Source organism: Methanosphaera sp. (assembly GCF_022768985.1).
In the GTDB taxonomy this organism is placed as follows: Archaea; Methanobacteriota; Methanobacteria; order Methanobacteriales; family Methanobacteriaceae; genus Methanosphaera.
Window position 1 is genome coordinate 222,595 of the sequence record NZ_JALEKL010000011.1, and the last position, 19,732, is coordinate 242,326.

Below are 19,732 nucleotides of genomic sequence, written 5' to 3' on the forward strand. Positions count from 1 at the left end.
TAATCTAAACTACTTTCCTTCCTACTAAAAAAAATACTTAATTTATAAGTTTTAATTCTTTTTTTCTTTTTCTACAATGAATGTACAACAATCATCATATTTTGATACACATTCAACTTCTTCAACTGAAACATCACACTGGTAGTATTCAGAAAATACTCCTTTTATCATTCCTGTTGTAATACAACATGTTGAAATGTTATATTCAATATCAAATTTTGTATGACATCCTTTAAGTTTTAAAACTGTGTTATCTGTATGTGTAATTGTTAATTCACCAATTTCTAGTTCTGCAAAATATTTTCTAAGAGCATCAAGGAATCCTTCAAAACCATCAAATTCTAGTTTTTTATATAGATCTCTTCCAATTCTTTCACCAGCTTTTGTTTCAAGTGGTGAAAGTTCAAGTCCATGATGTAATAGAAGTCCTTTACATTGTCTGTGTACTTCTGTAAATAATCCATGAGGATCTATTATATCTTCCTGTACTTCTGGTAATGAATAGATTATCTGTCCAGGATATACTTCTCCCACATAGTCTGCATAGATGTAGAATAATTTACTACGTCTATCTAGAGGATGTGATTTATAACTTAATATTCCTTCATCAACAAGATTTTTAAGATGTACAGATATTGTTGATTTAGATTTCCCTGTTCTTTTTACAATTTCAGCTTCACTGATTTTTTCATCAAGCATGTTAAGAATTTGTATTTTAATAGGACTATTTACAATCTTAATTCCATCTGCTGTTGAATATATTTTAATTTTAGTATTGTCATAGATGTTTATAGGAATCATAATAATTGTTATGAATTTTATAGATATATAAAGTATTTGTAAGTAAAAATTAAAACATTATCAATTTCCTTTAAATTTAAAATATAAATTTAATAAAGCAATACAATAAATTTAATACATAGAACAATTTAAAATCAAATAAATTTTAATTAAAATAAATAAAAAATAAGAGAATTTAAACATGTATTTAGTCAAATAATTTTTAAATTCCAAATATAACCTAATATTTCCATATTATTAAGGGTATTTAAAACATATAGTTACATTAAATAAAAATATAAAAGGAGTTGTCAGATTTGGTATTTATTTTATCAACAGTATATAGAATGCTTCCAGAATTTATTAAAAATCGGAGCTTTTTTGTTAATATGGTGCAGAGATTTAATAATAAGCGTGTAGATAAGGAAATTGAGTCACATCAAATGTTAATTGACCTGATATTTGCAAATTGTGACATTAAAGCAACAGGTGTGATGCGACAGATACAACTTTTATCAGTAGAACTTCTAAGATTATTTGATAAAATCTGTCAAAAACATAACATACAATATTGGCTAGATTATGGTACACTTCTTGGTGCTATACGTCATGGAGGATTTATTCCATGGGATGATGATGTTGATATTGGAATGCTACGTAAAGACTATGAAAAGTTCTGTGAAGTATTTCCAGAAGAAATTAATAATATAGAAGGATTATCTGATAAAGTTATTATTCAAAGATTAAAACAGCCACATACAAAAGATGATGAAATAACACCTCTTGATACATTTAATGACAACACACACATACTATTTTTCCAGTGTGCATATAAAAAGCCATTTGCCCATTTTGATGTATTTCCAAGAGATTATATAGAAGATTGTGGTATTACAGAAAAAAGAAATAAAAAACAGATGAAGCTTCAAGTTGAACTTAGAAAAAATATTAAAAAAGGTATTTGGAGCTTTGATGAGGGACTTAAAATTCAAAATGAAAAGATGCATTTTACAGATGAAAAAACAGAGTACCTATCTGATGCCATAGATGGTCTTCATAACAACATTGAAAACAGGTTATATAAAACAGAGTATGTATTTCCACTAAAAGAGGTGCAATTTGAGGATTATACATTTTATATGCCAAATAATGCAGATAAGTATCTTGAATTAATTTATGGACCTGAATATATGCATCTTCCACGTACAGCACTTGATCATAATACAACAGGATTTATTAAAGGTCAGTATGATAATATAAAAGAAGATATTGATGCTGGATTTGATGCTGAAATTAAGTTCTTAAAAGATATTAATGAAAATTTCAAATAAAAATAGTATTTAATATATCATCTATATTTTTAATTAAAAGAAGGGGGTTGTAGAAAAGATTATTTTTTCTTACTCTCCTCCCATATAAAATATATTTATTTACAAAAAAAGTTTTTTTTTGATAATTTCTTATTAGTTAATATTAACTTATTTTTTTTACTAGTTTTCAGTTTTTTGTGCTACTATACGAATTAGCATTGGATCATCATCTTTATACACTGATAATCCCTGTGATTCTATCTTATAGATTACTTTAAGTCCAATATTTTCAAGTTTTTCTATTGTTTTGCTATAGTCTAGATATCGTCTGTAGTGTGTTGTTATATTTTCTGTTTCACTGATTTTTTCTCCATTATTAAACATTGGATCATTTATACTCCTTACCTCTAAAAAGAAGTATCCATCACAATTAAGTTGATTTGAGACCCATTTAAGTACACGTCCTTCTGCATCTTCATTTATTGAATGAAGTGTGAAACGTGAATAGACATAATCATATTTTTGATCTGTTGCTAAGTTTGTAAAGTCTTCAGCTTTAAAGTCAAGGTTATATTCTGAGTAGTGACTGTTAAGATAGTCCATTTCTTGTTGTACTTGATCTATTGCTGTTACATGTAAATGGTTTTGTGCAAAGAAAACACTATCTCGGCCATTTCCACATCCTAATTCAATGAGTGATTTTTCAGGTTCTATAAATCCTTCTATGAATTTTGCAAATGATGATGGCTCTGTAGGATTTGGATTTTCTTCGTAATATTTTTTCCAATAAGCTTTATCATTCATAAATAATATTATATCAAGTTATTTTATTAAAGATTTATGAATCATTAAAATAAGTTGTTAGAATAGTTCTTATTTTATATTAAGAGTATAAAATTAAGCATAGCTGTATTGTTTTATTTTACACTATTTTAATTAAATTTATTATTAATTATGATATATTTTTAAAATTTTAAATAAAATAGAAAAGATATATTATTAATATATTTAATTGATTAAATAATAATCAAAAAATGAATTGTTATTTTTATTATTAATAAGAGAATAATTAAGGGAGATTTTATTAAAATGAAAGATATTGCTAATGAATATGAAGGCGAAACTATCCTTATTACTGGTGGTGCTGGTTGTGTTGGAAGTAATCTTACACGAAGACTTGTTCAATGTAACCCTGAAAAAATAATAATACTTGATGATTTATCATCCTCATATAAATGGAACATACCAAAAGATGATTGTATCCAGTTTATTGAAGGTGACATCTGTGATGATCAAGTACTTAAATGGACTTTCAAGGAAAAACCATCGTATGTATTCCACTTAGCAGCTCATTTTGCAAATCAGAACTCTGTAGATAAGCCTGAAAAAGACTTAAAAGTAAATGGTCTTGGAATTCTTAAAGTTCTTGAATATGCACATCTTTCAGATAATGTTAAAAGATTTGTTTATTCAAGTAGTGGATGTGGAGTTTATGGACTTGACTCAACTATGCCATTTAAAGAAGATGATATTAGTATAAGCTTACATACACCATATCAGGTAACAAAACTTCTCGGTGAATTATATACATACTACTTCCATAACTTATATGATTTACCAATTGTAAATGCTAGATTTTTCAATGTATTTGGACCTGGTGAAGTTCCTGGAAAATATAGAAATGTAATTCCAAACTTCATGTACTGGGCTATGAATAACCAGGCACTTCCAATTACTGGAAATGGATCAGAAACTCGTGATTGGACCTATGTTGATGATATTATAAATGGTCTTCTTGCTATGGGTATTAAAGAAGATGCTATTGGTGAATCAATAAATCTTGGATCAGGTCGTGACCATCAAGTTATTGACATGGCAAATAAAGTAAATGAAGTATGTGGAAACGATGCAGGTATCGAATATAAAGAACGCAGAGACTGGGATGCTAAAAATAAACTTTTATCATCAATTGATAAAGCTAAAAAAATCCTAGGATATAAACCACAACACGACTTCTATGAAGGTATTGAAAATACTCATCAATGGTTTGTTGACAACTGGGAAAATATACAAAAAAGTGCAGAATTCTAGAGATTATAGAATTTTAATATAACAATAAATATTTAATAATTTAACAACATATATTAATTAAAAAAAATGAATTTAGCTGATAGGTATGAAGATATTAGTTGTACAAGAATCTGACTGGATAAAAAGAAATCCACATCAACAACATCACCTCATGGAATTACTTGGTCTTCGTGGTCATGAAATCCGTGTTATAGACTATGAAGTTGACTGGAAGATTGATAAAAAACCATCAGATCCAATAAAAAGTCCAAGACAGGTCTTTGAAGGTTATAAAAAGGTATATAATACAAGTAATGTTACAGTAATTAGACCACCTCTTATTAAACTTCCAATACTTAACTACCTGTCCATCATACACTATCATAGAAAGGAAATAAAAAGACAAATTAGGGAATTTCAGCCAGAGATAATAGTAGGATTTGGAATTATAAATGCAAATATTGCATCAAAACTTGCAAAAAAGGCAAATATTCCATTTGTATACTACTTTATTGATGTGCTTCACGAGTTAATTCCAGAGAAACATTTCCGTGAACTTGGAAAAAATATTACAAAAAACACACTTAAAAATTCATCATATGTACTTACAATAAATCGTAAACTCAGTGAAACAGCAGCAGAGATGGGTGCAAATCCACATAAGATGAGTATTATTGGTGCTGGAATTAATCTTAAACACTTTGACTATAAAAAGCATGGTGGATATAAGATACGTAATCATTTCAGAATTAAAAATGATGATATAGTATTGTTTTTCATGGGATTTCTATACAACTTTGCAGGACTTAAAGAGCTTGCAGTTGAACTTGGAAAAAATAAGGATAAATACCCAAATATTAAGCTGTTAATTGTTGGTGATGGAGATGCTCTTGAAGCATTAAAGCTTATCCAGAAAAAGTATGATATGAAAGATCAGCTTATACTTACAGGAAGACAGAAGTATTCAATAATTCCAGATCTTATAGGTGCAAGTGATGTATGTATACTTCCTGCATATCAGGATGAAATTATTATGCAAAATATTGTGCCAATTAAGTTATATGAGTACATGGCAATGAAGAAACCTGTTATTGCAACAAAACTTCCAGGAATACATGCTGAATTTGGGGATAGAAATGGTATTATCTACATTAACAAGCCTGAGGAAGTTCTTGATGTTGTAACAAAAACATCACTTAGAAATAAGCGTGAAATTGTAAAAGTTGGAGCTGCAGGACTTAGCTTTGTTGAAAATAATGATTGGAGAAAACTTACAATTGAATTTGAAAGTATTCTTGAAGGATTAATACTTGATATTTTACTTAAAGATATCTAGAAAACTATTACTAACCACCCCCTATGAATTCTTTTTTTTAGATTTTAAAAATGAACTATTAATTTTTTTGTGTGGAATTTACTATGAATATCTTAGAAGTTATACCATATTTTACATTTGCACGTGGTGGAGATGTAGCTGTATGCTACAACTTAACTCGTCAATTTACAGATAAAGGACATGATGTAACAATTCTTACAACTAATTTTGAATACAACAAGGAAGATACTGACACTATAGATAATCTTCAAATGGTTAATGTTGACTATAAATTTAATTTTGCACTCTTCATCTATTCACCACAAATGAAGAAATGGCTTGATGAAAATATAAAGAATTTTGACATTATCCACATGCATGAGCTCAGATCATACCAGAACATCGTTGTTATGGAGTATGCAAAAAAATATAATATTCCATATATTATACAACCCCATGCATCAACACCAACAAATGTTGGACAAAGCCTATTTAAGAAACTTTTTGATGTCTTCTTTGGAAATAAATTAATGCAAAATGCATCACATATCATTGCAGTATCAGATTATGAGGCAAAATATGATAAACTCATGACAAATGCACCAGTTGAAGTTGTATATAATGGTATGAACGTTGATGAATTTGAAAATATAGATTCATACGACACATTTCTTGAAGGAATACCTTACATCCTCTATTTTGGACGTCTTGACAGTCTTAAAGGAATTAATTATATTATTGAAGCATTTGCACAATTGCCTGATGAATTTAGGGAATATAAGCTTGTAATTGCAGGTAAGATATCTGATTATAAAAAGACACTTGATGAAATAATTACTAAATACGACATTAAAGATCGTGTAATTTTCACAGGATTTGTAGATGAGGCTGATAAAAATGCAATATATCGTGATGCTAAGCTTTTTGTAAATCCTGTAAAGTACATGGGAGGAGTAGCACTTACTGTATTTGAATCAATACTTGCAGGCACACCTGTGGTTGTTACACGCCAATCTGGTGAGGTAATTGAAAAAATTGATGCAGGAATTATTGTTGAATATGCAGATATAGAACAATTAAAAGATGCAATAATTACATCACTAACAGATACTAAACTTACACAAAGACAGCTTGAAAATGGTCAAAACTACATTAAAAATAATCTCCAGTGGTGTGATGTTGCAGACCACATACTTGAAATCTATGAAAAATACATAAAAAAAGGTGAATAAGACTTATGAAAATTCTTCTAATATGTCATGAAATTCCATCAATGAGTGTGGGTGCAACACTACCATTTTATCATATGATAAGAAATATTTCAAAAATGTATGATATGCACCTGGTATGTTTTAACTCTGGAAAATACCAGGTTGACCCACTTAAGGAGCACCTAGAAGGCTATGATATGATTGATATAGTGGAGTATGAAACATTTATGGATCAATTTAAATACACACTATCTAATATGCTTTCATTTAATAATCTTAAAAAACGCAGCTTCTTTAACTACTACTACAACAAGCAGATGGCAAAGACAATTGATGGTTTAATTGATGAAAATGATTTTGACATGATTATAACAGATATGCCAATGGCATTTTATGTTAAAAACACTAAAATTCCAAAGATTATATATGCATTTGATGCAGTGGGAGAATATAATCATGAAATGTATAAAAAAGCAGACACTTTAACATCAAAGCTTTACTGGTATCTTAACTATCTTAAAATTCACAACTATGAAAAAGCTTATAATAAATTTAATTGTTGTATTGTTGTAAATGAAAAAGATAAAATAAATCTACAAAAGCATATTAAAACACCAATTGAGGTTGTGGCAAATGGTGTTGATGTTAACTTCTTTAAACAAAAAACAAGTAAAAAAACACGTAAACTCGTCTTTACAGGTGATATGAGCACACCTCCAAATAATGATGCAATCAGGTATTTTATGGATGAAATCTATCCACTAATACAAAAAGAAGTTACAGTTCCTCTTGAAATTGTAGGACGAAATCCAACAGATTATATTAAATCTCTCACATCAGATAATGTAAATGTTACAGGATCAGTAAGTGATGTGCGTGACTACTTAACTCCTGGATCTGTATTTATAACTCCAATGGTTTCAGGAACAGGTATTAAAAATAAGATTCTTGAAGCTATGAGTATGAATCTTAGCTGTATATGTACAAAAACAGCAATTAGTGGAATTAGGGCAGTTGATGGACATGACTATCTGCTTGCTGATAGTCCAGAGGAGTTTAAAGATGCAGTTATCAGGCTACTTTCTGATGATAATCTTAATCATAATATAGCTGAAAATGCACGTGTATTTGTTAAAAATAATTACTCATGGAATATTGCAACAAATAAGCTTGTTAATATAATTGAAAAATATAAAACCTAGATAAATGAATTTTAAGTAAAATTTCATAGAAATCTGTAATGAATTGTATTAAAAATTATTATATTATGAACAATAAATATAATATAAATAAAACAATCATATTAAAAAGAAAATAAAAAAGGGAATTAAAAAACATGAAAGTATCATTTGTTATACCAGCATTAAATGAGGAAGGAATTGTTGGAAAAACCATTAGAAGCATACCTGTTAAGCAAATTGAAGATGAAGGATATGATGTTGAAATTATTGTTGTAAATAACAATTCAACAGATAATACAGAAAATGAGGCACGTGAAGCTGGAGCAACAGTATATCTTGAAATGAAACGTGGATATGGTAATGCATATAAGAGAGGATTTAAGGAAGCAACAGGTGACATTATCATAATGGGTGATGCTGATGGAACCTATCCACTAGAACAGTCACTTGACTTTATTAATAAGATTGTAGATGAGAAATGTGACTTTGTAATAGGATCAAGATTTGATGGAGAAATTGAAGATGGAGCAATGCCAGCACTTCACCAATACATAGGAAATCCAATGCTTACAAAGATGCTTAACATACTCTTTAAGTGTGATTATTCAGATACACACTGTGGAATGCGTGCATTTACAAAAGATGCAAAAGATAAGATGAACCTAACAGCAGATGGTATGGAATTTGCTATTGAAATGGTAATAGAAGCAGCACAGAAAGATCTTAAAATCTGTGAAATTCCAATAGTATACCATAAACGTGGTGGTGGAGAAGCAAAACTCAGTTCATTTAGTGATGGATGGAGACATATAAAATACATGCTACAACGTAAATTCTTCTAAAAAAAAGAAATATAATTAAACACCCTTTATTTTTTTCTATAAAAGAAATAATTTTAATCCTCTAAATCTTTTTTTTATATTTTCTATGAAAAATGACCATATTTTTATTAAAGAAATTTATTTTATTGGAGATTCCAGATTATGAAAATTGCATTTGTATATGATACAGTATATCCATGGGTTACAGGTGGAGCAGAACGCAGAGTCTATGAAGTTGCAAAACGACTTGCAGATATGGGTGAAGATGTTCATATCTATTCTCTAGGATTTTGGATGAACACAGCAGAATATAAGGATATGAAAACTATAGAATATGATGGTATTACACACCATAGTGTGGGTGATGCTATGGATCTTTACACAAAAGACAATAAAAGATCAATAAAAGAAGCAATACATTTTGCAAAATCACTTCTTAGTGTTAATTTTAGTGGCTTTGATATTGTTGATGTTCAAGGATTTCCATACTTTTCATGTTATTCAACAAAGCTACGACATAAAGATGCAAATATTGTAATTACACTCCATGAAATATGGAATGATTACTGGTATGAATACATGGGAAAACTTGGATTTTTTGGTAAAATAATTGAGAAAGGAATTATGCATCTAACTGATAATTTTATCTGTGTTTCAAATTCAACATATGAAAATATGCTACAGATACGAAATCCACCAAATACATCTATCATTGAAAATGGTGTAAACTTCAACCAGATAACAAATGTTGAATCTAGTTGTGATGAGTCTGATATTATCTATGCAGGACGTCTTATTGCTGAAAAACATGTGGATTTACTTATTCATGCAGTAGCTAGAATTAAACAAACAAAAGATGACATTAAATGCTTTATTGTAGGAGAAGGACCTGTAAAGGATGATCTTATAAAACTTGCAGATGAACTTGGTGTTGCTGGTAATATTACATTTAAGGGATTTTGTGAAGATCAAAACGAGTTATATTCTCTTATTAAAAGCTCTAAGGTATTTGCTCTTCCATCAACACGTGAAGGTTTTGGAATTGTATTAATTGAAGCTAACTGTTGTGGAATACCAACAGTTACAATTGACTCTCCCATGAATGCTGCAAAAGATCTTATAGATGATAGTAATGGTGTTGTAGTAGCCGATGATGCTGATGAATTTGCAACAGCACTTGTTGATATCATTGAAAATAAACCATATAGTAGAGAGAATTGTCTTAAATTTGCCAAAAACTATGACTGGAACAATATTGCATCTAAAACACTTACATATTATGAAAATATTATAAAATAGGTGAACATCTTTATTATTTATAAATCTAATAAATATCTATTATTATAAAATAAATGAAAAGAATAATAGGTGAAAATAAAGATGAAAGTTTTACTACTTAATGGAAGTCCACATAAAGAAGGATGTACATACACAGCACTATGTGAAGTTGAAAAAACATTAAATGAAGCAGGTATTGAAACTGAAATATTCTGGGTAGGACTTAAACCTATCATAGGATGTACAGGCTGTGATAAATGTTGCGAACTAGGAAAATGTGTATATGATGATGATCCTGTAAATGAATTCGTTAAAAAAGCATGTAAAGCTGATGGATTCATATTTGGAAGTCCAGTACACTATGCAGGTGCAAGTGGAGCTGTAACATCATTTCTAGATCGTGCATTCTACTCAAATAAGAATTGCTGTGCATTTAAATTTAAACCTGCAGCATCAATAGTATCAGCAAGAAGATCAGGAACAACAGCAACATTTGACCAATTAAATAAATATGCAACAATATCACAGATGCCAATTATATCATCACCATACTGGAATGGAGTACATGGATATACACCAGATGATGTAAGACAAGACGAAGAAGGAATGTATGTAATGAGACAACTAGGACGTAACATGGCATTCTTCCTTAAATGTATCCAGGCAGGTCTTGATGCAGGACTCAAGCATGATGAAAGTGAAAAACCAATAAGAACACACTTCATCAGATAAAACCCTTTCAACACCCCACCTTTTTCTATTTTTTTTAAATTTCCATTATCATAAAATAATTATATAATAAGATTAAAATAAATATATTAGATAAATATTACTTTTTTTATAAAAATAACCTATCTAATGTGTTATTTTAGAAATAAAAAAAAGTAAAAATAAGGAGTTGTTATTTATTTCAAAAAAAGTACTTCTATTAGTACTATCTCTTATAATGATATTTGGTCTTACAGCAATTTCTGCTGCAGATAATACAACCAATATTCACGAAGATAATATTAACAGAAATAGTACTTCAAATATTGACGCTAATGCAAACCTAGAAGCTGTCAATATGCAAGATAATAATAAAATATCAGAAAAGAACGTTATAAATTCAAATTCTACAAGCAAAGTAGTAAAAACTGCACAAAAAAAGAATGTTGTAATGTCTGCAACAAATACAAGTATAAAATATCAAAGTAAGGTAAAACTTACAGCAACAGTTAAAACAACAGATAATAAAAATATTACAGGCGGATATGTAGTATTTAAATTAAATGATAATACTATTGGTAGAGCAGATCTTATTAACTCAAAAGCATACCTCTACTATAATACAAACAAAAACACGCCAAAAGACTACAAAATAACAGCTAAATACAGTGGAACAAGCCAGTATAATCAAAATACTGCAAAGGCAACACTCACAGTGCTTAAATTTAATTCTAAAATTACATTAAATAATAAAGTTGTAACACATGATGATAAAGTTCAATTTACAGCAACAGCAACTGATGAACATGGAAACTACATTAAAAGTGGTAAAGTTGCATTTAAATTAAATGGTAACACTATTGGACGTGCAGATCTAATTAATGGTAAGGCTAACTTTATCTATAATGCAACACTTCCTGTAAGTAAATATAAGCTTACAGCAGTAGTTGGTGAAACACAAACCACATATAAGGCAACATCAAATACAGCAACACTTACAATTAATCCAATTGAAACTAAGATGTCAATAACAAATAAAACAGTGCCAAAAAGTGAAAATGTAGAACTTACAGCAACTGTGGTAAATAAGAAGACTGGAAAGTATATGACCACAGGACGTATACTCTTTAAGTTAGATGGTGCAACACTTGGATATGCAAATGTTAAAAATGGAAAAGCATACTTTAAATACACTACACGTAACTTAGCTGAAGGATCACATAGTATTGTTGGAATCTATGAAGGTAGTAATGCTAAGATGTCTGAAGCATCAGGTAAATTATCAGTTAATATATTGAAATATTCATATTCACAAATACAAGATGCTGCAATATATCTTAGAAATCATTATGAAGCAAATCAGATACTTAAAAATGTAGAAGTTAATGGTAAAAAGATGAATGTTGAATCATTCCTTCCACTCATACTTCATGCACTAAAAAATGCTAATCGTAATCATGGATCAGATCTTGTTGAATATGTTTACTATCCAACTATCTCAGCTCAATCTGATAACTTAAAAGGTCAAACACTTACAACATCAAGAATGCTTTCTATTGCATCTGATGCTCTTAACTATTATCAGACACATCATAAGGCACCAACTTATGTTATGATTGACTCATATAAGTTTGGATTCTATAATATGCTTTATTCATTCTCTAAGATGATAGATTATTCAACATCAGGATATCTTCCTAAATCATGCAGGTTATATAACTGGGATATTATTCACCCACAAGATCCTACAAAACGTACAATCTACATTACAAGTGATAATATTCGTTCAAAATCAAAAGATCAAGCATTTATAAATGATATAAAAGCTAAACTTCAAGCAAAAGGATTTACTGTAAAAGTAGTAGGTATTGGACCTAACACTCATAATTATATACGTAATAATAATTATCCTGATAATGCTGCACAACTATCAATCTTTGGTGGTGCTGATGCTGGAGTATTTTATGATATGTCAACAAGAAGCTTTATGAGAGGAAAGGCAAACAGGCCAATGTTCCTTGCATTCTATCCTACAGCACGTGATATTACAAATCTTGCATGGCTTGAACGTGCACATGATGATAATTATAGTCCTGCAAGTTTCAAAGGTCTTGCACATCCAGATCAATACCTGTATAAACATGGATATGACTATGTTTACTCTGGTGATACATCAGAAATTGTTAATTCATTTATTGAATATATATCATCTGGTAAATCAAAAGGATGAAGAATGTAATTCATCCCCCTTTTTATTCTATTTTTTTTAAATTAATCTATTTTTTTAATTACTTTATCGACGGCACACTTAAATGCATCTGTCATATTAGTATACTGGAATTTCGTATTTATGATCTCTTTTGACCTTTTTGACATAGCTTCCTCTAAGTTGTTATCTGTTATTATCTTATAGATTGCATCGTGTAATTCTTTAGAGTTTCTTTGTTTGACAATGTATCCATTATTGTCAATCATATCATATGCTGCTCCCACTACATCTGTTGCAACTACTGGTGTTGAATAATACATTGCCTCATTTAATACAAATACCCATGGATCTCCCATTCCTTCATCAATTGAGGGTATTACAACCACATTTGCATCACGATAGTACTCTTTAAGGTCTTGGTTATCTATTTTTCCTGTAAATGTTACATCACATATATTATTTTGTTTTATGTACTCTTTTAGTGATTTTTCCTCATCACCTTCACCTATTATGATAAGTTCTATATCATCTAATTCACATCTTAGTTGTTTGTAAGCTTTAATTAGATATATTACACCTTTTCTTTTAATTAAACGTCCTACATATACTATTTTTTTATGTGTTTTTGATTTTGTTATGTTTTCATCACATCCTTTGATATTACTTACATTTGGCATTATCTGGATGTTTTCATCTTTAACTCCGAGTTTTAGGAAGTATTCTTTATGTATGCTTCCTGGTACTATCATTCCACTACAGTTGCGTGTTAGGAATTTTATTATACATGTTAGTAGTTTTTCTTTTATGTTATCATTCTTTTTCCAGTCCCAGTCTTCACGCCATATTAGCATTGGTTTTCTGCGTAGTTTTGATATTGTAAATACTATTATTGTTTCAATTAACTCTCCTAGTGTATCCCAGCTTCCTGCAACTATTACATCATAGTCTCCCATTGCTTTTTTTGCTATGGTTTGTTTGTGTTTTTCATTAATTATTTCATAATTTACATCTTCAAGTCCCTTAATTTTATGATCAGATGATTCATTATAAATACTACTTATTACATCAAAGTGTGTAAATACTAAGTCTAAATCATACATATCTGCTATCTTTTGAAAAAATGGTATTCTATACCACATGGCAGTATTATGCATAAATAATATTTTTGTTTTATCAGACATCCCTTTATCAGTCCACCCCATTAATTAGTTATCCTTCAGTTTCTAAGTTTTTTTAGTTAATTATTGTATTTGTTTTAAATAATTCATTAAATGTTTTATTCCTACTAAAATGTTATTTAAAATTATTTACAAATATAAAAATAATATAAAAAAAATTTCTTAGGCTTAAATTATTAGGGGAGTGTAATATTTTTGAAAGTTATTCAAACACCAGTACGTTTCTATCCCTTTATAGGTGGGGTTGAACAGTATGTTTATTATGTATCAAAAGAACTAGTAAAATATGATGATTGCAAAGTTAAGGTAATATGTGCAAATGAACCAGAAAGCATTCCAACTGAAACATATCAGGGAATTGATATTAAACGTCTTAAATACTATGGTAAGCTTGCAAATACAAATCTAACACCATCACTTCCAACATCACTACTTTGTGAAGATTATGATATAATGCATACACATATTCCAACACCATGGAGTGCTGATTGGAGTAATATTATCTCAAGAATTAAGGGCAAACCTCTTGTTGTAACATATCATAATGATATTATAGGAAGTGGAGTTGCAGATACAATTGCAAAAGTCTATAATAAAACTGCTCTTAAATTCCTACTTAATAAGGCAGATCGTATAATTATAACACAGGATGACTATATTAACTCACCACACCTTGCAAATTATAAAGATAAAGTTGTTACAATACCAAATGGTGTTGACTCATCACTATTTAAGCCTAAAGATGAAAGATGTAAAAATCAGATATTCTTCCTAAGTGTTCTTGACAGATTCCATAAATATAAAGGACTTGACTACCTACTTGAAGCACTAGCAGGTGTGAAAGATGAAATAGGTGATGTTAAACTCATAGTTGGTGGAAAAGGAGAACTTATGGACTACTACAAGGATATGACAAAACAACTTGGAATTGATAAAAACGTTGAATTTAAGGGATTTCTAACAGATGAGGAGGTAATTGACTATTATGCAACGTCAGAACTTTTTATTCTTCCATCAATATCATCACTACAGGAAGGATTTGGAATTGTTGTACTTGAAGCATTATCTGCAAAAACACCAGTAATAAGTACAGATATTGTAGGTGTATCAGATGATGTGATAGCAACAAATAGTGGAATAATACTACCACCAAAAGATACAAAAGCATTAAGTCGTGCTATAGTTAAGATTCTAAAAGATAAAGAGCTTCAAAAATCTATGGGTGAAAATGGACGAAAACTAGTTCAAAGCAAGTATGAATGGAAACAGATAGCAGCATCAATTCATGACCTATATGAGGAACTTCTAAGATAAGAAACTGCAAAGGGAGTGTGTTTTTTAATTGAAAATATGTTATATATCAAACCTGTATCCTCCAGCAGTACTTGGAGGAGCAGAAATTATAGTTCAGAAAACTGCAAAGGCAATGAAAAAACGTGGACATGATGTAGTTGTAATTACAACAACAGTAGATAGTGATGAGCACATAATAGATGATGATGGAATTAAGGTATACCAACTTAATACAACACCACTATATCCTCCATATAAACAGACAGAAGTAGGAGGAATAAAAAAGCCACTATGGCATGCATTTGACCTTTATAATTCAAAGACAAGAAATAGGATATGTGAAATACTAGAAGATGAAGATGTTGACATAATCCACCTTAACAACTATAAGGGACTTTCTATGAGTGTATTTGAGGTAGGATGTAAACTTGGCATTCCACTTATCTTTGAATCACATGATTTTTCACTTATCTGTCCAAGAGCAAATCTGATACGTGGAAACAATACACTATGTCTTAAATGTAATATTGCATGTAAAGTATATGTAGATATTCAAAGAAGACTACTGGGTGATAATGTTGATGTGTTAATATCACCATCAAATTTCATGATTAACAAATATAAGGAAAATAACTTCTTTAAAAATACTCGGTGTGTTAAAATACCACTTGCAACAGATAAAAAGACAACAAAAACAACTAAAAGCTATGATACAATCGATATAACATACATTGGAACACTAGGAAAACATAAGGGAGTTCAAACAATAATTGAGGCATTTAAACAAATTGATAATGAAAAGCTACGTCTTCACATAGTTGGTAAAGGATATGATGAGCAGGAATTTAAGCAAATGGCAGAAGGTGATGAACGTATAATCTTTTATGGCTTTGTTGAAAATAGTGAAATTGAGAAATTCTATGACATGTCAAATATTATCATTATAGCATCAATATGCTATGATAACTCACCAATGGTGATATATGAAAGCTTTTCAAGATCAACACCTGTAATTGGAAGTAATATTGGTGGAATTCCAGAGTTAATTACTAATGGATACAATGGACTTCTATTTGAAGCTGACAATCCAAGTGACTTAAAAGATAAAATTATTAAACTAGCAGATGATGTAGAATTACTTAAAAGCTTTGAGGATAACGCATCAAAAACACTTCCAAATGATTCTATGAAGATTATGATTGATAAACTAGAAAAGGAATATGAAAATATATTAGAAAAATAGAAAAACCTAAAAAAAGATGGGGATATAATATGAAGATGAAGAATATATTTACATTAAATGATTGGGATTTTAAATCATTTGCATTTGCAATCATCCTTATACAAATTCTAATGCTGATTGTAAGTGGCATATCACTAAGTGGTGTGCATCTTCCAATATTTAATGATATAATAACACTACTATATCTAGGCTTTATTCCTGGTATTATAATACTAAGAATACTGAAGCTGCATGATCTTGGAAATACATTTACAACACTACTTGCAGTAGGACTTAGTATATTTTCAACACTGGCAATAGGACTTTTCATGAACCAGGTCTATCCAATGGTTGGTATAGCACATCCAATTGAGATAATACCACTTATCTTGACATTTAGTGTATATAACATGGCATTACTTGTTATTTCATACTTTAGAGATGGTGAATTTTCATCCACTAGTTCATCAAAGCTAAGCTTTAAACTTATAACATCAAACCAGTTTTTATGCTTATGTCTTCTTCCACTTATTGCAATAATAGGAGCATATACTCTACAGTACTATAAGATAAATACAATACAGATATTACTGTTACTTCTTATTTGTGCTGTTATCTTTGCAATGGCATGGGGATATCTTAAATCTGAGTATTATCATATTGCAATTTTTTCAATTGCTATATCATTACTTTACTATAGTGTTCTTATATCAAATCATATCTGGGGATATGACATATTCTTTGAATACCAGTTTGCAACATATGTTATTCAAAATGGTATATGGGATTTTACCTGGCCTCATGCATATAATTCTATGCTTAGTGTTGTAATGTTTGCACCAATCTATTCAACACTATCAAGTATGACACTTACATGGGTTTTAAAGTTCATATATCCATTCCTATTTTCACTAATAAGTATAGGACTCTATAAGATATTTGAAAAACATACAGGACCAAAGCTTGCATTTCTTGCTGCATTCTTCTTCATTGCATATAATGGATTTTCATATGGTTGGATGGTGCAGATGGCAAGACAGCAAATTGCTGAAATATTTTTGGTTCTTCTTGTATGGTTGATGATTGACAGACAAATTCCACAAAAAACACGTAAAATACTTTATCTTATATTTGGTGTAGGACTCATATTTTCACATTATAGTGTAACATATCTGTTTATGTTTATGCTTCTTGCAACAATTATAATACTAGATGTTCTTGGTAGTGATTTTGGAAATATACTAAATACCATACTAATAAAACTTGGAGCAAAAAGGAAATACTTTGGAAAATACTTTAAAATTAAAAATCAGACAATATCACTTCCAATATCAATATTCTTTATTGGAGTAATAATAGTATATTACAGCCTAACATCAGATAGTAAGGCAATAGCATCACTTTTTGATGCACTACGTATTGTAACACGTAATGTACAAACTATGATGAAAATAAGTCCAATGCTAATACTTGCAGCAATTGGAGCACTTCTAATAATTGCTGCTGTTGGATATAAAATATTTAAGAAAATATCAGTTGATCGTGATATTGATGAAATTAAATCATATCATATATTAGAATCTATCACATCAAGAGCTAAAACATTAAGTCTTAGACGTAAACAGTTCCTTATTGTATTTGTAACAATACTGGCATTTCTACAGATCTGGTGGCCATTTAGATTTATGAATATTGTAAGTATTAATGCACAACGTGTAATACTGCTTTCTGTATTTTTCATTCTAATAGGATTTATAATGAATATAATACGTCCAAACTACTACCACTTCACAAAGGAATACAATGCATTTGGACTATTTAACCTCATAATACTTGCATGTGGACTATACATTCCAGCATTCAGAGGACAACTTAGTCTTCAGAGAATCTATGAGGTAACATTTGTAGTACTTGCACCATTTTGTATGATAGGATTATATCATATAAGCAACTCAGCACTATCACTAATTAAGAAAATTGACATAAAAACAAGAACAAAAACAACAATGAAGATAATAGGTGTATTTTTAGTGTTATTTTTCATACTTAACACAGGACTCATTGACCTTGAAGTAGGACAAAGCTCAACACTACCACTAGATAATACAATAGATGCACCAATATTTAGCCAAGGAGAATATGAGGCAGTATCATGGTTTGGAGACTATAAGACAAACGATGATAATACAACAGTATATTCTGATGCATTTAGTAACATACTTCTTTACTGGCTTAATGATATACGTACAACAAATCCAAAGAATATGTCAGAGATGGACGTTGGAAGCTACATGTTCCTGCGTGGACATAACATAAAACATGACACATTCCTATATGGAAATGGTGAATACATCCCACTAAAAGAGGGAGAGGAGCTATCATCAAAAATCTATGACAATGGAGACTCACAGATATATAAACGAGCATTAGACTGGAATAGTACCCATAATATTACAAATAATACAACAAATAACATAACCCCCACCTAAATTACTTTTTTTTAGAAAAATTATTTTAATTTAAAATGAGCTTATTTTAATAAAATTAATTAAAAAAAATAGAAAAAAGAGAAGTTTAAGAGTTTCTAGTATAGAAGACCTGCATTATATTTATCAACTTTACCAAATACATCAATAATTGTAAATATTCTAAGAATTAACCATAGACCAAATGGAATTAATCCAAATATTGCAAAGAAAAATGTTGCAACAAAGAATGTTGTAAGGAAGTCAAGAACAGCACTAATTAGGAAAAATGCAATACCTTTACCCCACTGATCAACATAACAGTATCCTGCACCACAGATAAGTATGGCAAGAACTACACCAATTAGCTTACTTTTCTGTTTTATTGGTCTTTGAGCATTAGGATTATACTGTTGTTGCTGGTATTGTTGATTGTACTGCTGTTGCTGGTTAAACTGTTGTTGCTGGTATTGTTGATTGTTATATTGCTGATTTGTTTGGAAGTATTCAGGTCCTAGGTTTTGTTGTTGATTTTGTTGTGTTGTGTCATGTCTTTGAACATATCCTGAATCTTGGAAGTAATTATTATCTGTATTAGTCTCTTGTTTTTCATGTTTTGGTTGTTGATCGACTTTTGTTATTTCTTTAGTATCTTTTTGTAAGTCTTTTTCTGATGATGGTTCTGCTTTTT

General features: G+C 29.7%; 16 protein-coding genes. 12 read left to right on the plus strand and 4 right to left on the minus strand.

Going from position 1 to position 19,732, the window contains the following annotated elements; all coding sequences use genetic code 11:
• Positions 1–51: 51 nt before the first annotated feature.
• A complete protein-coding gene (locus MRZ80_RS06370) occupies positions 52–801 on the minus strand; it encodes an ArsR family transcriptional regulator (RefSeq protein ID WP_292537465.1) in 750 nt (249 codons plus the stop codon).
• 296 nt (positions 802–1,097) lie between these two features.
• On the opposite strand from MRZ80_RS06370, the gene MRZ80_RS06375 reads away from it, so the two are divergent.
• Positions 1,098–2,111, plus strand: a complete 1,014-nt coding sequence (locus MRZ80_RS06375; RefSeq protein ID WP_292537468.1) for a LicD family protein — start codon at positions 1,098–1,100, stop codon at positions 2,109–2,111.
• Positions 2,112–2,270: 159 nt separating this feature from the next.
• Here MRZ80_RS06375 and MRZ80_RS06380 read toward each other — a convergent pair whose 3' ends face one another.
• The gene (locus tag MRZ80_RS06380; RefSeq protein ID WP_292537470.1) at positions 2,271–2,894 is read right to left on the minus strand and encodes a class I SAM-dependent methyltransferase; all 624 of its coding nucleotides are present in this window, start codon (positions 2,892–2,894) and stop codon (positions 2,271–2,273) included.
• Positions 2,895–3,179: 285 nt separating this feature from the next.
• On the opposite strand from MRZ80_RS06380, the gene MRZ80_RS06385 reads away from it, so the two are divergent.
• From MRZ80_RS06385 to MRZ80_RS06420, 8 genes are all read left to right on the plus strand, one after another.
• Entirely contained in the window at positions 3,180–4,181 is a 1,002-nt protein-coding gene (locus tag MRZ80_RS06385) for an NAD-dependent epimerase/dehydratase family protein (protein WP_292537473.1), read from the plus strand.
• An 85-nt stretch (positions 4,182–4,266) separates the two neighbouring features.
• Entirely contained in the window at positions 4,267–5,496 is a 1,230-nt protein-coding gene (locus MRZ80_RS06390; RefSeq protein WP_292537475.1) for a glycosyltransferase, read from the plus strand.
• Positions 5,497–5,579: 83 nt separating this feature from the next.
• Positions 5,580–6,707, plus strand: coding sequence for a glycosyltransferase (locus tag MRZ80_RS06395; RefSeq protein WP_292537478.1), 1,128 nt, complete (start codon positions 5,580–5,582; stop codon positions 6,705–6,707).
• A gap of 5 nt (positions 6,708–6,712) precedes the next feature.
• Positions 6,713–7,888, plus strand: coding sequence for a glycosyltransferase (locus MRZ80_RS06400; RefSeq protein ID WP_292537480.1), 1,176 nt, complete (start codon positions 6,713–6,715; stop codon positions 7,886–7,888).
• 134 nt (positions 7,889–8,022) lie between these two features.
• Positions 8,023–8,709 carry a glycosyltransferase family 2 protein gene (locus MRZ80_RS06405; RefSeq protein WP_292537483.1) on the plus strand — a complete coding sequence of 229 codons (687 nt, stop codon included), beginning with the start codon at positions 8,023–8,025 and terminating at the stop codon, positions 8,707–8,709.
• Between the two features lie 141 nt (positions 8,710–8,850).
• Positions 8,851–9,987, plus strand: a complete 1,137-nt coding sequence (locus MRZ80_RS06410; RefSeq protein WP_292537485.1) for a glycosyltransferase family 4 protein — start codon at positions 8,851–8,853, stop codon at positions 9,985–9,987.
• 81 nt (positions 9,988–10,068) lie between these two features.
• Entirely contained in the window at positions 10,069–10,698 is a 630-nt protein-coding gene (locus tag MRZ80_RS06415) for a flavodoxin family protein (protein ID WP_292537488.1), read from the plus strand.
• Positions 10,699–10,864: 166 nt separating this feature from the next.
• Positions 10,865–12,904, plus strand: coding sequence for an Ig-like domain-containing protein (locus MRZ80_RS06420; protein WP_292537491.1), 2,040 nt, complete (start codon positions 10,865–10,867; stop codon positions 12,902–12,904).
• 41 nt (positions 12,905–12,945) lie between these two features.
• On the opposite strand, the gene MRZ80_RS06425 is transcribed toward MRZ80_RS06420, so the two are convergent.
• Positions 12,946–14,064 (minus strand): glycosyltransferase family 4 protein, encoded by a 1,119-nt coding sequence (locus MRZ80_RS06425; RefSeq protein ID WP_292537494.1) that lies wholly within the window; start codon positions 14,062–14,064, stop codon positions 12,946–12,948.
• Positions 14,065–14,256: 192 nt separating this feature from the next.
• Between MRZ80_RS06425 and MRZ80_RS06430 the strand changes: the two genes are divergently transcribed.
• The 3 genes from MRZ80_RS06430 to MRZ80_RS06440 are packed head-to-tail and all read left to right on the plus strand — an operon-like array spanning position 14,257 to position 19,065.
• A complete protein-coding gene (locus MRZ80_RS06430) occupies positions 14,257–15,375 on the plus strand; it encodes a glycosyltransferase family 4 protein (protein ID WP_292537496.1) in 1,119 nt (372 codons plus the stop codon).
• A gap of 28 nt (positions 15,376–15,403) precedes the next feature.
• The gene (locus MRZ80_RS06435) at positions 15,404–16,597 is read left to right on the plus strand and encodes a glycosyltransferase family 4 protein (protein ID WP_292537498.1); all 1,194 of its coding nucleotides are present in this window, start codon (positions 15,404–15,406) and stop codon (positions 16,595–16,597) included.
• Between the two features lie 29 nt (positions 16,598–16,626).
• Positions 16,627–19,065 carry a DUF2206 domain-containing protein gene (locus MRZ80_RS06440; RefSeq protein WP_292537500.1) on the plus strand — a complete coding sequence of 813 codons (2,439 nt, stop codon included), beginning with the start codon at positions 16,627–16,629 and terminating at the stop codon, positions 19,063–19,065.
• Between the two features lie 95 nt (positions 19,066–19,160).
• Here MRZ80_RS06440 and MRZ80_RS06445 read toward each other — a convergent pair.
• Positions 19,161–19,732: hypothetical protein (locus MRZ80_RS06445; RefSeq protein WP_292537502.1), on the minus strand; the 572-nt coding region annotated here is incomplete at its 5' end.